Source organism: Moorena producens 3L, from assembly GCF_000211815.1.
Classification (GTDB): domain Bacteria; phylum Cyanobacteriota; class Cyanobacteriia; order Cyanobacteriales; family Coleofasciculaceae; genus Moorena; species Moorena producens.
In genome coordinates, this window is sequence record NZ_GL890969.1 from 18,544 (window position 1) to 33,406 (window position 14,863).

Annotated in this window: 11 protein-coding genes and 1 pseudogene; 9 read left to right on the top strand and 3 right to left on the bottom strand. The window is 43.0% G+C overall.

Annotation, left to right across the window (positions count from 1 at the left end; translation table 11 throughout):
• Nucleotides 1-125: 125 nt before the first annotated feature.
• Both LYNGBM3L_RS28050 and LYNGBM3L_RS28055 read left to right on the top strand, forming a co-directional pair.
• Entirely contained in the window at nucleotides 126-599 is a 474-nt protein-coding gene (locus LYNGBM3L_RS28050; protein ID WP_008189381.1) for a thioredoxin domain-containing protein, read from the top strand.
• Nucleotides 600-616: 17 nt separating this feature from the next.
• Nucleotides 617-1,048 carry a hypothetical protein gene (locus tag LYNGBM3L_RS28055; RefSeq protein WP_008189383.1) on the top strand — a complete coding sequence of 144 codons (432 nt, stop codon included), beginning with the start codon at nucleotides 617-619 and terminating at the stop codon, nucleotides 1,046-1,048.
• Nucleotides 1,049-1,055: 7 nt separating this feature from the next.
• Here the strand turns inward: LYNGBM3L_RS28055 and LYNGBM3L_RS28060 are convergent, their stop codons facing one another.
• The gene (locus LYNGBM3L_RS28060; protein ID WP_008189384.1) at nucleotides 1,056-1,517 is read right to left on the bottom strand and encodes a pentapeptide repeat-containing protein; all 462 of its coding nucleotides are present in this window, start codon (nucleotides 1,515-1,517) and stop codon (nucleotides 1,056-1,058) included.
• 704 nt (nucleotides 1,518-2,221) lie between these two features.
• Here LYNGBM3L_RS28060 and LYNGBM3L_RS28065 point away from each other — a divergent pair.
• From LYNGBM3L_RS28065 to LYNGBM3L_RS28075, 3 genes are all read left to right on the top strand, one after another.
• Nucleotides 2,222-3,997 carry a cytochrome c biogenesis ResB family protein gene (locus LYNGBM3L_RS28065; protein ID WP_008189387.1) on the top strand — a complete coding sequence of 592 codons (1,776 nt, stop codon included), beginning with the start codon at nucleotides 2,222-2,224 and terminating at the stop codon, nucleotides 3,995-3,997.
• 44 nt (nucleotides 3,998-4,041) lie between these two features.
• Complete coding sequence (locus LYNGBM3L_RS28070) at nucleotides 4,042-5,766, top strand: cytochrome c biogenesis protein (RefSeq protein ID WP_008189388.1); 1,725 nt, start codon at nucleotides 4,042-4,044, stop codon at nucleotides 5,764-5,766.
• Between the two features lie 173 nt (nucleotides 5,767-5,939).
• Nucleotides 5,940-6,389 (top strand): QcrA and Rieske domain-containing protein, encoded by a 450-nt coding sequence (locus LYNGBM3L_RS28075; RefSeq protein ID WP_008189391.1) that lies wholly within the window; start codon nucleotides 5,940-5,942, stop codon nucleotides 6,387-6,389.
• A 288-nt stretch (nucleotides 6,390-6,677) separates the two neighbouring features.
• Here the strand turns inward: LYNGBM3L_RS28075 and LYNGBM3L_RS28080 are convergent, their stop codons facing one another.
• A complete protein-coding gene (locus LYNGBM3L_RS28080; RefSeq protein WP_229414747.1) occupies nucleotides 6,678-8,504 on the bottom strand; it encodes an ABC transporter ATP-binding protein in 1,827 nt (608 codons plus the stop codon).
• A 662-nt stretch (nucleotides 8,505-9,166) separates the two neighbouring features.
• Between LYNGBM3L_RS28080 and rimM the strand changes: the two genes are divergently transcribed.
• Together rimM and LYNGBM3L_RS28090 are read left to right on the top strand one after the other, a co-directional pair.
• Nucleotides 9,167-9,793, top strand: a complete 627-nt coding sequence (gene rimM, locus LYNGBM3L_RS28085; RefSeq protein WP_008189395.1) for a ribosome maturation factor RimM — start codon at nucleotides 9,167-9,169, stop codon at nucleotides 9,791-9,793.
• 143 nt (nucleotides 9,794-9,936) lie between these two features.
• Nucleotides 9,937-10,827 carry an alpha/beta fold hydrolase gene (locus LYNGBM3L_RS28090; protein ID WP_044495152.1) on the top strand — a complete coding sequence of 297 codons (891 nt, stop codon included), beginning with the start codon at nucleotides 9,937-9,939 and terminating at the stop codon, nucleotides 10,825-10,827.
• Between the two features lie 70 nt (nucleotides 10,828-10,897).
• On the opposite strand, the pseudogene tnpC reads toward LYNGBM3L_RS28090, so the two are convergent.
• Nucleotides 10,898-12,377, bottom strand: a pseudogene (gene tnpC / locus LYNGBM3L_RS28095) (IS66 family transposase).
• 798 nt (nucleotides 12,378-13,175) lie between these two features.
• Between tnpC and LYNGBM3L_RS28100 the strand changes: the two are divergent.
• Together LYNGBM3L_RS28100 and LYNGBM3L_RS28105 are read left to right on the top strand one after the other, a co-directional pair.
• Nucleotides 13,176-13,718, top strand: a complete 543-nt coding sequence (locus tag LYNGBM3L_RS28100; RefSeq protein ID WP_008189401.1) for a hypothetical protein — start codon at nucleotides 13,176-13,178, stop codon at nucleotides 13,716-13,718.
• Nucleotides 13,703-14,485: an ABC transporter ATP-binding protein gene (locus LYNGBM3L_RS28105; RefSeq protein WP_008189402.1), complete on the top strand. Its 783-nt coding sequence runs from the start codon at nucleotides 13,703-13,705 to the stop codon at nucleotides 14,483-14,485. The genes LYNGBM3L_RS28100 and LYNGBM3L_RS28105 overlap by 16 nt, the downstream gene beginning before the upstream one ends.
• Nucleotides 14,486-14,863: the final 378 nt, after the last annotated feature.

The following is a 14,863-nucleotide window of genomic DNA, read 5'->3' on the forward strand; positions in this document are numbered from 1 at the left end:
TCGGGAATCGGGAATCGGGAATCGGGAATCGGGAATCGGGAATCGGGAATCGGGAATCGGGAGCAGGGAACAAGGAGGTGTGGGAGGTATATTTGATTAATAGAATACTTTGGCAAGAGGTAATCATGAATAGTGAGAAAGGAAAACTCAGGGCAAAACTCAGCATTGTTGTAGGAATAATCACTGTTGTATTCGCAGCTGGAACATTTTTCCTAACTCGTTCTGATCTATCTAGCCTTAGCACTTCAACCGTGGCTGGGTTAGCTCTAATCAAGACAATGGTAAAGCAATCCGTCCCTTATGAGGTTGCTTTAAGCAATAATAAGCCCACTTTAATAGAATTTTACGCTGACTGGTGTACCACTTGTCAATCCATGGCTCCCATCCTGAACAAATTGCACCAACAGTATGGAGAAACCGTCAATTGGGTGATGCTAAATGTAGATGACCCCCAGTGGGCTAAACCCATTGAAAAATACCGAGTGACTGGTGTGCCTCAATTCACATTTCTAGACAGTAATCAGGAAGAGACAGAAATCCTAGTTGGCAAAATCCCTGAACCAATTATCACTAAAGTGCTGCAAGAGCTATTATCCTGAAAACAGGATTACCATAGGTGACAAGTTGCAGGTTAGAAAGTTGCAGGTTAGAAAGTTACAGGTTAGAAAGTTACAGGTTAGAAAGTTACAGGTTAGAAAGTTACAGGTTAGAAAGTTACAGGTTAGAAAGTTACAGGTTAGAAAGTTACAGGTTAGAAAGTTACAGCTTATTAAAGCTTAAACAAACCAACTTTAAAGCTTCAAGCCTTCAACCTTGGCCTTTGGCCACGCTACGCGAACAACCTTGGCCTTTGGCCACGCTACGCGAACAACCTTGGCCTTTGGCCACGCTACGCGAACAACCCTTCAACCAAACCACCTTCAAGCCTTCAACCTTGGCCTTTGGCCACGCTACGCGAACAACCTTGGCCTTTGGCCACGCTACGCGAACAACCCTTCAACCTTGGCCTTTGGCCACGCTACGCGAACAACCCTTCAACCTTAAATAATATCTGTCTAGAAAGCTGCTTTTAAGATACCGATATCAAAACTACGAGACATGACTGCACTAGTTAAGTCCGCACCACTAAGGTTAGCACCACTTAAATCTGCTCCCTGAAGGTTAGCACCACTCAAATCTGCTCCCTGAAGGTTAGCACCACTCAAATCTGCTTCACGCAAATCGGCTTTGTGTAAGTTAGTTTCAGTCAAATTTGCCTTGATTAAAGTAGCTGCAGTTAAGTCTATCCAACTGAGGTTAGCTCTAGTAAGGTTCGCTTCGGTAAGGTTAACGCCTTCTAAGATAGATACATAAAGCTGAGCAGCACTGAGATTTATCCCCTCAAGATCTACCCAACTCAACATTTGCTCACTCAGATTTATGCCCCGAAAATCCCGTTCTCCCCTAGCATATCGCTTCAGTAGTTCCTCAGGATTGGTTGTGGTAAGTTGGCTAGATGGACTAGTGTACAACAGCATAGATAACCTCAAACGTGATCTGGATTCGGTCTGGTGTTAGTGACAATTCCTTACAGATGGGAGATTGTATACAGACGCTAATATGGCCAGTATCGAAGTCTGATGTTAGCGATCGCGTTTACGGAATAGTTGAGTAATGTTTAATTTAGTAGACTATTAGTAGACTAATTTAGTACACCTTTAAGATTAAAAAAATGCTGTAAGCATTCAGGTCTCAGCTATCAGCTCTCAGCTATCAGCTCTCAGCTATCAGCTCTCAGCTATCAGCTCTCAGTAGTAGGGTGGGCAAATACCAAGCCAATCACAATTTAATCAGGAATTATGTCATTTGCCCACCCTACAATAACTATAGCTTTTGAATAAAATAAGCTGACGGCTGACAGCTGACGGCTGACAGCTGACGGCTGAATGGTTACAAAATCCTAAATGTATAAATTAATACAGTATTAATTTAAATTAATGGTAGAGAGTTATGACGTTAAGGCGTTTTGGTAAAAGCGATCGCTTAGTTTTAAAAAAGCGAAAAAAACCATAATTTAGGAAAAAGCTTGTGTTGATAAAATTGTTTTATACCAGGGTGTATTATATAGAGAGAAGTACTAAATGTTGGGTAAAAACTATTCCTGATTACCTTATAGTTACTGAACCATTTTGTGTGCTACCAATCTTGACCAGTATGTTCACAAATAACCTAGGATTGCTATATGCTTGAGCATACCTTGAAATTTATTGGCTCGATTAAACTAGCTGTCCCTTTACTTAGTATGATTGTCGCTATCTTAATTGGGGCGACGTTTTACGAATCTCAGGTCGGGTCAACTACCGTGCAACAAGAGATTTACAAAAGTCCGTGGTTTGGGGCCTTAATGTTCCTACTAGCCCTCAACCTAGCGGTCTCAGCTCTGTATCGCTACCCCTGGCGAGGTGCGCGTAAAATCGGCTTTGCTTTGACCCATCTTGGTATCATCGTAATTATCGCTGGTTCAGCGGCTGTAATCCACTTAGGTGTAGAGGGCATGTTACCTTTGCGCACCGATATGGCTTCGAGCAATCAGATTCGGGTTGAAGGGGAATTGTTGGAAGTGATGACACCATCATCACAGTTGCAGCAGACTGATGTATTGATCAAGCCAGATGGTTCAGTCATCCCCAAGCAAATTGGTAAACTGTCTTTGGTAGGCTACAGCGACAAAACCATCAAAACAGTCAGTTTTACGGAAGGGGCAACGGCAGATAATCTAGCAGTAGATAATCCAGCTGTGCGATTACGCTTGAAAAGCGATCGCATGGGGCAAACCCTAGAGCGCTATTTAGCTGTAGCCCCAGTAGCCTATAGCAAAGTAGGGATTGGGCCAGCTGAATTAGAAATCATTCAGGTCGAAACGGTAGCGACAGGAAAAGGAAAATCTCTGCTATCCCCTCCTGAACAACAAAACCTGAGTCCTTGGGGTAGCATCGAGGTAACGTCAAAAGAAACAGACAAGATAGATACAGAGATTATCGATATAAAACAAGCTCTGTCATCCCAAGCCCCAGACTCCTCAGTCAAAGTAATCGATTTTTGGCCGGATTTCCGACTAGACGCCAACAACCAACCGACCACGGCCTCCCAACAACTGAGAAATCCCGCAGTACAGTTGGAGGTATCCACACCAGAAGGGGTTGAACGCTGGTTTGTGTTTGGAAAGGAAAACTTTCCGCCAATTCGTTCAGTTGTATCAGGAAAACCCCTAGAAGGAATTGAGATTAGCTATAACATTCAACCCCAGGAATCAGAGGATTATTTCCGGGTAATCGTCACTCAATCAGGTCAGCTATTCTACGCTGCCCATTCCTCGAAAGGATTTAAATCTGGGACTTTAGAGGTTGGAAAAGCTGTCAGTCCCGGTTGGGCAGATTTCCAAATTACCCTAGACGAGTATATTCCCCATGGCAAAATCAATCGTGAGGTCATACCTGTATTTGACCCAAGCGCTAAGGGAGTACCAGCCTTATTAGTCAGCACCGAAACCGGAACCCAAACCTGGTTACCCTGGGGCGAACCGACTACGATTAACGAACCAACAGGAGAAATCTTTGCTGCCTTTAGTCCCAAACTATTGCAACTGCCGTTTGCGATCGCATTAGAAGACTTCATCGTTGAACGCAATGAAGGCAGTGATTCCGTTGCCATGTGGACTAGCAAAATCAGGATCGAAGACCGAGATCACCATGTCATCTCCCACCGCAACGTTTGGATGAACCATCCCACCTGGTATCAAGGCTGGAAAATAGCCCAAGCTTCCTGGAATCCCGGTGACTTAAAACAATCAACCCTACAAATCAAGCGAGAACCAGCCTGGGTAACTGCCTTAACTTGGACAGGCTCTGGTCTAGTAATCAGTGGGATCACCATCATGTTCTATGGTCGAGGGGTAGCTAAAAAACTGCGCCGCCAGCCAGAGGAGTCCGGAGTTCCCTTGTATTATCATTCCCCCTAACATACTTTGTTCTAGTTCAGATTAGCTTTTACTTCTGTGTTCTGATGAAACCACTCCAACTCCTGATCGGACTCTGTCTCGGAATCGTAATCCTAATCATACCTCCAACCCAACTCCAACCATCACCCCTAGACCCCTTACAAACCCTAGCTGTCCAACTTGATGGGCGCAAAAAACCCTTAGACACCGTAGCCCGAGAAACCGTAGCCAAAATCCACGGTTCAACTAACTACCGCCTAGAAAACAATCAAACCCTCAACTATCTCCAAACCTACCTATCCCTATGGTTTAATAACCGAGACTGGAACCAAGAACCCTTCATTCTACTGACCTACCGCCCCCTCAAAGAAAAAATTGGTCTTGACCTAGAACGAAAATACTTCTCCTTCCGAGAATTAGTCAGTTCCAACCTAGGTGCCATCGTTCTGGAAGCCAATCAAAAACAAGCCGACAACATTGAGCTGACCAGAGACGAACGAGAAGCCCTCACCATAGAAGACAGACTAGCATTAATGTTACGCACGGTAGGTACTGATACCCTACCCCTAGTTCCCCATCCCAGTGATAGTAAAGGCACTTGGGTAAGCATACTTCAATCGCAACAGTATTACACCAACGAACAAATTACCCCTCTACAGCAGAGTTACCAAACACTCAAACAAGCCTATCGTTTAGACCCCCTACTGACTACTCTTGAGGTTGGGCAAGTCGCGGAAACACTACATCAGGAGTTAGCCGCTCTTAGCCCTGAAATTTACCCCAAGGATTCCGTGCTGCAACGGGAAGTTAACTTCTCTAGTTTTCGCCCCTTTAGTAAAGCCTGGAAAATTTATGCGATCGCATTAATAGTCTTGTTATTAGGATTATCGGTCAAGCAATTAGACCTCTACTCAGGTGCAGTAGGAATTTTCCTGACAGGTCTTTTCATCCAAGGCTACGGCTTTATCACCCGCATGGAAATTGCCGGACGTCCCCCAGTCACCAATATGTATGAATCCGTAGTCTGGGTTGGATTTGGGATTGCCGCCATCGCCCTAGTATTTGAGCTAATCTACCGAGCAAAATACTATCTGTTAGCCGCTGCTCCTTTATCAATCCTTTGTCTTCTTCTAGCAGACAGTCTTCCAGCCGTCCTAGATCCAAGTATTGCCCCCCTTGTACCAGTACTACGGGACAACTTCTGGCTAAGTATCCACGTTCCCACCATTACCCTTAGCTATGCTAGTTTTGCATTAGCTATGGGATTAGGACATATTATTCTAGGACATTATCTAGTTGCTCCCCAATCCTTTCAACGAATTTCCCATCTGTCAAAATTCAACTATCGAGTCCTACAAATTGGTGTTTTACTGCTCACTACTGGCATTATTCTCGGTGGCATCTGGGCTCACTTCTCCTGGGGTCGCTTCTGGGGTTGGGACCCCAAAGAAACCTGGGCGTTGATTGCCCTAATGTGTTACATAGTCCCCTTACATGGTCGTCTGGTAGGATGGTTAGCAGACTTTGGTATGGCAGTCATTAGTGTAGTTTGTTTTAATGCTGTGTTGATGGCTTGGTACGGCGTTAACTTTGTTCTCGGTACTGGTTTACACAGTTATGGATTTAGCACTGGTGGCTCAGAATTAATTGTCGGGACCTTAGTTGGTTTAGACTTATTATTTGTAGCAGCTGCAGCTAGCAGACATAACCGTTGGTTACTCTTTAAATCTAGTAAAAATCTAGTGAAACAGTTGAGTCCAAACCAACCGGTTATGGCTAAAGAAAATTAAACCGAATTAAAACTCAATTAAAAGGCAAAATACCAACTAATTACGAAGATAGTATCCAGCTAAATTAGCTGGTAATGGTTTCGATTCAAAATTCCTGGTTTTAGAGATAATATAATTAATTGTTAATTATGGTTTATTATCATAATTAATGGTTTTCCACATAGAGGTATAGTATGGATCGTCGTAAATTTATGGGCTGGTTTGGTATTGGTGCATTGGCTACTTATCTACCAGTAGCATTAGCTGCCTGTAGTCCTGATCAAAGTCCCCCAAAAGCAACAGAAAAGAAAAGCCCTAATATTGATAAGTCGGTGCGAGAGGATGGATTCCAAGCCGTTGGCACAGTGCAGGAGTTAGAAGAAAAAGGCAAAATTAGCGACAAGATAGCAGATATTCTAGTCGTGCGTAATCTGAGCAACAATAGTCTTGTTGCCGTGAACCCTAGGTGTACTCACCAAGGTTGTAGCGTGGATTGGAAGCAAGAGGACAAGATATTTGCCTGTCCTTGCCACGGTTCTAAATTTGATTTAGATGGCAAAGTAACGAAAGGACCTGCAGACAAACCATTGAAAAGCTATGAAACAAAGGAAGAAGATAATTTAGTTTTGGTAAAAGTAAGCTAGTCATTTAGGAGCAGGTTTGATATTGCAGCTGAAGTCCCCCTTTTTAAGGGGGATTTAGGGGGATCTGTTGGGTGCATCTCATTTTTGGTGTTTGACCCCGTGGTGCGTTACGGGGCAGACTTTCCCAAGGCTGGCTACGAGGCTGAAAATGACGGCGAGCCCCCCTAACGCACCCTACGCAACATTTACAAATATGAGATGCACCCGATCTGTTTGTACCTCATGGGAGATAGAATTGCTATAACTAACCTGCTCCTGCTCTTTTCCAATTCAAAAATTAAGGCTTTGTTAATTTAAAATGATGTCTTGATAAGTACCTGACTTCACTAAACGACCTTGATCGAGTAAATAGATACAATCACAATGTTCAATAGTAGAGAGACGGTGAGCAATAATAATCATCGTTTTAGTGCCATTCAAAGATTTAATTGCTTCATTAACCAAGTGTTCAGTTTCATTATCTAGTGCAGAAGTCGCCTCATCTAGGACTAAAATTTCCCTCTGATGGTAAAGTGCGCGAGCAATTCCTATCCGCTGCCGTTGACCACCAGATAAACGCACTCCCCGTTCACCAACAACAGATTTAACTCCCTCAGGTAATTGGTCAACAAACTCCGCAAGTTGAGCAGATTGGATAGCCTGATCTAATCGTTCTCGATCAATCAAATGCTTTGGAACACCAAAGGCAATATTTCCTTCGATTGTGTCATCTATGAGAAAAATCGACTGTGGGATGTAGCCAATTAAATTTTGCCAGGAACGCAGATTCTTATATATGGATTTACCTTTGTACCTAATCTCACCACTTTCAGGTGCTAAGAGACCTAAAATTACATCAACTAATGTTGTCTTACCTGAGCCTGATTTACCGACTAAAGCAATAGATTGACCTTTGTTGATAGTCAAGGATATGTTCATAATAGTAGGGTCTAAAACTTTGGGATATCGGTAGGTAATTCTATCAATTTCGATCTGATTATCCTGGTGTGATAGACTTCTATTAACGTCAATAGACTTTGCAAAATTACTGAATTGCTCTGAGGGAGTATTAGGCTTGGATAGGGGAGATAAATCTGATAAATATTTAGGTTCAAAAATTTCCTCTACTTCAATGTCTTCTAACTCTTTTAAATCCAAGTATATTTTATTAATCGAATAGCTGGCGTTTCGCATCAAAGCAATATTAGATGTTAAATGACTAAATGCTGGAATCATGCGCACGGAAGCCAAAGCGAAAATACCTAAAACTTCGATAATATTTTCTGTCCCAAGGTTAAAGACTAAGACTATAGATACAAAAGCTACTAAAAATGTCACTAAAATTGCTTCAATTATAATGCGAGGCAAAGCTTGGAAAGTATGAAATGATGTCATGCCATTAACCAGTTGATCGACTTGATCACTCATTTGCCTTTCAAAGTAAGATTCGCAACCAATGATGCGTGTTTCTTTTAATCCTCCAAGGCTATGATTGATGATGCGAATCATTTCCTCCTTAGATTGAGATACCTTTTTTCCCCATTCGGAAATTTTGTCTTTAAATTGGTAGATAATACCCAAGGGTATTAGTAAAATCAAGGCTAGAGTAATTGTTGCGATCGGATCGGTTATTATTAGTAAAATAACTAAAAACAATATAATAATAAAACTGGCTACGGTTTTTAGGAAAGGAATCATGAATTTGACACTAAAAACTCCAGATTCTTCCAAGACCGTGTTGATTAAAAAAGCCGTATTTTTCCTAATATGAAATGTGTAAGGTGCTACCAAGTAGGCATGGAGCAAATTTGAGGATAGTTCACCGTATTGAGTAAAGCTAAATTTAAAGATATATTTTTGAGCTTGGAAACTTAATAAGGATTTAGTCCAGAAGGCAACAATAATAATTAAACCTAGCAAGGCAATAAACTGAACTTCAGAAGTTAAACCTAACTTGACATAAACCCAATGCAGCCGAGAATTTAGTTCAATCAAAGTTGGGTTAGTAGCTAACCCCATAAATGGCCCGACAAGTCCAATACCTACAGTATCCAGGAGGGAGGTTAGTAAGATTAATAACAGAAGAGGGATTAGTCTGAGTTTTCTTTCTCCGAGAATGTATAAAAAATTTGACAAATAGCTAACCATTTGGTATTGAAATTATTAGGATGATAAATGAATAATTCAGTTTAAATCAGCTTTACGATGTCGTCAAAGATAAGAGGAAGGATTGAGATTTGGTCAAATCTAGACAATTGTCCTAGTCCGGTGCCATTGCCGAGCAGCATCAGGAGAAGCTGGACAATCTCAATTACTTGCACAAAGTCATTAAGCTCTCGAAGCTGAGCTAATGGCCAATTGCCTTGATTGAAGTAACCCTGATTAGACTGTTAGTATCTATAACGTCTATAAACCAGTTTTCAAAATCCAGAAGCCCACAAGCCCTGTTAGTGTCGGCATACTGTATAGGTTATAGTTCACAAACTATTTATAATTTATCTAGTTTCATTAGTTAGTTATTATTAAAACCCCAAAAACGAGTAATTGTATAGTTAAAAATAACAAGCAAGATCTTGTTCAATATAAAATGACTAAAATTACGATTTAATTGGATTTTTTTTATATACTACTATCCTGATCATTTAGGGTGTGTTTTATAGTATTTTTTCTGATCAAAATGCCGGTAATCAGGATAAAATTAAATGACAGGTCCGCGCTATCCACGCTCTCGGGTCTCTTTAGGGATGATGGTACTACCTTGCCCTTAGTGCTTACTTCACTTACCTAAAAATGCTCAAATGACCAATGAAGACTGGCTAGAAATCGGTAGAATTGTTTCCCCCCATGGGTTAAAAGGAGAGTTGCGAGTCTATCCAAGTTCTGACTTTCCCGAAAGGTTTGAGGAGCCAGGACAGCGCTGGTTAAAACCACCAGGGGATAATCCACCCCAACCTGTAGAATTACTCTGGGGGCGTTTTGTCCCTGGTAAAGCGTTATATGTTGTGCAGCTCAAAGGGGTAGACAACCGGGATCAGGCAGAGGCGTTGCGCGGTTATCAACTGTTGGTACCAACCAGCGATCGCCCAGAGTTAGAGGAAGATGAGTATCACATCTTAGACTTGATTGACCTTGAAGTCTTTAATCAACTCACCGGTGAAGCTGTGGGGGTAGTCGTAGATGTGATCCCAGCGGGTAATGACCTTTTGAAAGTCAAATTGCTATCTTCAGTGCAACCGCCCCCAACCCAGCCGGAAACTCCACCACCCACTCGAACTAGCAAGAAACGCCAAGCCAAAGGTAAGAAGGAACCACAGCCAGCAACGGTACTGATTCCCTTTGTAAAAGCGATCGCACCAGTGGTCGATCTCGAAAATGGTCGGATTGAGATTACGCCTCCTCCGGGTTTACTAGAATTGAAGCCTTGACCTGATCAATCATTGCTAGGTCATGTTTAATCGTATTAAAAGATAACGATTAATTATAACTAATTTATCATCCATAATCAACTTAGTACCTAAATGTTTAGTAATATTAAAATGAGTAAGTTAATTAAAGTTAACAAAAAGCTGTGTCTACACAAAAACTAATACCCTACCACAGGACGGAAAACCATGTTTGGAACTGGCAAGGTCACCAAATTGAATACACCGTAATGGGGACTGGTAAGCCTCTACTGTTGGTTCATGGTTTTGGGGCATCCATTGGACATTGGCGCAAGAATATTCCTGTCCTAGCCGCAGGGGGTTATCGAGTGTTTGCCATCGATCTGCTGGGATTTGGAGGTTCTGATAAACCTGCCTTGTCCTACACCGTAGAGTTGTGGCAACAACAAATAAAGGACTTTTGGGATACCTACATCAACGAACCTACCGTATTTATCGGTAACTCCATTGGTGCTCTGTTAAGTCTGATGGTGGTAACAAACTATCCTGAGATTGCTGCTGGTGGTGTCTTAATTAACTGTGCTGGTGGACTCAATCACCGCCCTGAAGAGCTAAATCTACCTTTGCGGTTGGTGATGGGAGCTTTCACCAGATTAGTGAACTCTGCAACCTTTGGACCGTTCCTGTTTAACCGTATCCGCCAGAAAAATCGCATCCGCAGCACCCTTCGTCAAGTCTACTGTGATTCAGATGCCATTACAGATGAACTTGTAGACTTAATCTACCAGCCTGCTTGTGATCCCGGGGCTCAAAAGGTATTTGCATCAGTTCTTACTGCTCCTCCTGGTCCTGGACCTAGTGAACTTTTACCTAAGTTACAAAGTCCTCTACTCATTCTTTGGGGAGAGGAAGACCCTTGGACACCGATTTCTGGTGCTACCATCTTCCAAAAGCAGAGTGATCAGGGTAAAGACGTAAAATTTGTAGGAATTCCTAACGCTGGTCACTGCCCTCATGACGAAAACCCAGAGTCCGTAAATTCACTGATTCTCGATTGGTTGTCATCTAGCTGGTGAAATAGAAAAGGAATTAATCAGGGTCAAGCACGTAAGTAAGAAGGGTAAACTTTAACATTTACGTAAGGATTCAGGTGTGGGGAGAAGGGATAAGAGAAGGAGCTTCGGGCAAGTGACCAGCAACAGCCATCAGAGCTTGCTCAAAGAAATCCATCACCGAACGTCCCTGAAAACGACAAGTTTGGACAACGGTGAGTAAATTAGCGGTCTGCTCGAATCGTTGGAGGGAACGAGAGCCACCACTAACCTTACGCTTAGTTACCGCCAAGCGTAGAGACCTTTCGGCTAGGTTATTATCCGGTGGGACTTGGGGATGGTCTAAAAAATACCACCATTGGGAGGCTTTCTCTTTGAGGGAGCGCAAAAGTTTCCCCGCTTCAGCCCCAGCAGCTGAACTCCAGGTTTGAACCGTTGTCTGTATCTTCGTTTTGAATTCTCTTACCCACTGATGGGTTACGGTGGAATCTCCAGTTTGTTGCCAGAGACGATAACAGCCTGCATGCTTCATCAATCAGTTCAACAAAGGCTTCTCCAATGGCTCGGTTGTGAAGTCCAGGTTGTTTGATTAACCTGAGAAAGTGACGGCGCAGATGGGCGCTTTCACTTCTGTTGATCCTTGACATCATAGCCATTGTAGACACTGTAATCATCCGTAATCAGAACCCCGTCATAGGTCTGTCCCAACTGGCTAATCAGTTCCCCTCGCGAGCGTGTATCTCCAGCATGAAATAGACAGAACTGGGGATGGCTCAGTACCCAGAGCCATTCTTTAATGCCCTTGACCGCCCACGGCGTTTCATCCACGTGCAGATTGGGTTGTTCAACAGCCACCCAGGTTCTCAGAGCCTCAACGCTCCCTTGGCTTGCCGTTGCTAGTCGTTGGTTGGTGTTCACCAACGTTCCCACTCCAATATTGATCCCACCGAGTTCCCACAACATCTGAAGTTGTTTGGAGTAAGGCAGATGTCCGTAGTTTCCCAGCCATCCGAGTAATCCTTGCAACCGCACGCCCAAATCTTGTCCAGGGATGAGCGAATCAGGCCACGGTACCGTAGCTCTTACCCCACATTCGATACACTGACAATAGTGGCGTTGATATTCTACGATTTCTATGGGTCGCTCCACCAGCTGAGCTACTTGTTGAGTTTCGACTTTGACCGAAGGGGTTTCCATCAGACTCCCACCGCAGGAAGGGCATTGCTGGGGACTAAGTATAACGAGCGCGGTCTACTCGTCCAAACCCTTTGCGGGTCTTTCCTTTGTGTCCAGGCTGCCCTCCGGGTTTCTTTTTGCCTGGACTCTCGGATTAATCCTGCAAGTCCTGCTTCTTTTCGGGCTTTTTGAGCAAGTCCCTTGATGGTGGTAGAGATGAGTTTTTCGAGTCTAGGTCTCGGCTGAGTTTTAGTCTTTCTATTTCTTCAACCAGGCTTTCGATCAGTGAGTGCTGTTGCTAATCGCAGTTTTTTTTGCTCCACTACCAGCTGCACCAGTTCTTCCTTGGACAACTGGTTATACTGAACTGTGTCTGGGGTTAGTGAGAAGCTACACATTCTTCTGATGATTCTCCAGCTCCATCCCGGACTTTGTCAAGCCCCTACCTGAATCCTTACACATTTACAGCTATTGATAATACTAGGCATTTTCCCTGTAAACCAAGATAATATTCCGTAAATTCACTGATTATAGATTGGCTTTTCTCTGGATATAAATAATAATAAGCGATATTTATCAAGCCATAGACAATCCTATCGTTGATTAGCCGTAAGCACATAGTTATTATGGCATCAACAGCTAGATTTTCGGTGCATAGATTGTTAGGACGAATTAATGTGAAGTAACCGAAATTGAGTGAGTATGAGCTATGTACGTGTTATTACTGATGACCGGAGCGGGAAGAGTTAATTTAACTGCTTCTTCAAGAGGTTTGAATGATTCAGATATTATTAATAAAGCGCTTGTCAGGGTCAGATTGCTTAAAGAACCAGCTAGGGTGGCTCTGAAATAAAAATCAGGTAAAGCTCCCGCAGTATTCCAGAGAACTTTTAAGTAAATTCACGGGAAGCTTTTTGAAATCTTGCTGATTCTTCAAGATTGTTTAAGTGGTTGTCGCGACGTCTTTATTGTCAAGAAATATCACAATTTAGAAGAAACCAAAATTGGCTTCCAAGTGTTACGAGTTTAACACGGAAGCTTTAACTCTTTGTTGCCAAGATAGGACTTACCCTATCAGGGGGTTCACCCCCCATTAATAAGTTGACTATATCACTTATCCTCTAATAAGAGTGTAAATGCAGAAGTTCTACAAAAATTCCTAGCAGGTAATTTATGCACAGGAGGAGATCATAATAATGACAATTGAAGAATTAGCCAAGGGCTATATGACAGCTCCAGCCTATGAAGCTCCTCTATCCTTAATTAGAGAGTTTCGTCAATTTGTGATTGACTTAGCAAAGGTAGAACTGCAAGGGGTCAATTTTGAGTACGTTGACTACCAACCCTACTTTAGAGGACCAGATCTATGTCTGAATGACATCAAAGCTGACTTTGAACAAGGAAATGTTAAAATCAGCGCCCAATATAATGAATCAGATCTACTAGGTAAGGACGTCAACTTAATTTACCGATGTATTCATGAAAGGCATCACGTTAAACTAGATGTGGACTTTGGCTGGGAAGGCGAGTGCGCGATTGCTGCTCACATTATGTCCTTTACAGACAACCTGTTGTTTAAGCAACTTCTCTTTAGTGAAGGGTTAGGGCAAGTGGCTGTGCGCCTGCATACAGGAGAATTTCCTGATTATCAAAAAGTAGTGCTTTTTGATGAAGAGGTTATACATTGTATGGAGAAGACAATGAAAAATGTCAGAAATATCCGATGCCAGAACCATTGATCGAACTGAAGGGAGTGAGCAAATCCTTTGGAAGCAATGTCATTTTGAATCAGTTGGATCTGAAAATTTATCAGGGTGATGCCCTAGTTATTATTGGTCCTTCTGGAACTGGCAAATCAACAATTCTTCGGATTATTGCTGGCTTACTACCTGCTGATGTTGGTGAAGTTTATGTTAAAGGGCAACGGCGCTCCGGTTTAATAGAAGATGCTCAAGACCCCATTGGCATTGGTATGGTATTTCAGCAGGCAGCTTTGTTTGACTCGCTGACGGTGGAAGAGAATGTGGGTTTCTTGCTTTACCAGCATTCTAAACTACCACATCATCGAATTAGGAAATTGGTCAATCAAAGCCTGGAGATGGTAGGGTTATCTGGTGTTGGAGACCGCTACCCAGCTGAGTTATCAGGAGGTATGCGCAAACGAGTCAGTTTTGCCCGTGCTATCATTTCTAATCCTGATCATCCCAGGGACAACCCAGAGGTGTTACTCTACGACGAACCAACCGCTGGACTTGACCCGATCGCCTCAACAGTGATTGAAGATTTAGTGCGCCAGATACAACGGGAAGAAAACGCTTGTAGTACTTACCTAATGGTTACCCATCAGGAGAGTACAATTCGCCGCACCGCTGACCGGGTTGTTTTCCTCTACAAAGGCAAAGTACAGTGGTCTGGCAGCGTTGGGGAGATAGATACCACAGATAATCCTCTAGTGCAGCAATTCTTTAGTGCCAGTACCACCGGTCCAATTCAAGTAATAGGTTGACTATAGGTCAAGAGACTGTTTTTATTTATGAATTTGGTTAGGTTCGTTGGCTGTAGGTTGAATGGCTTTAGGCATAACGGCTGTACGTTGAATGGCTCTAGGCTAAGCCGCTCTAATTACTAGTCAACGACCAGGACCTGTGTTATAGCACTACGCGCAAGTCAGAAGTTAGAAGTCAGAAGTCAAAGGTGCGCTTTCCGTTCTCCGTAGGAGACGCGGGGCGCGAACGGCGAATTAAATTCGCCACGGGTCGCACCTAAAAGTCAGCGATTACTTACGTTTCGGAGTTTAGGAATGTCCTAACAGTAGCGCGTAGTGCTATACCCATTGGGGCTGATCTGGATGCCCTGTCGATTAAACAACAAAATGATCAGGTGC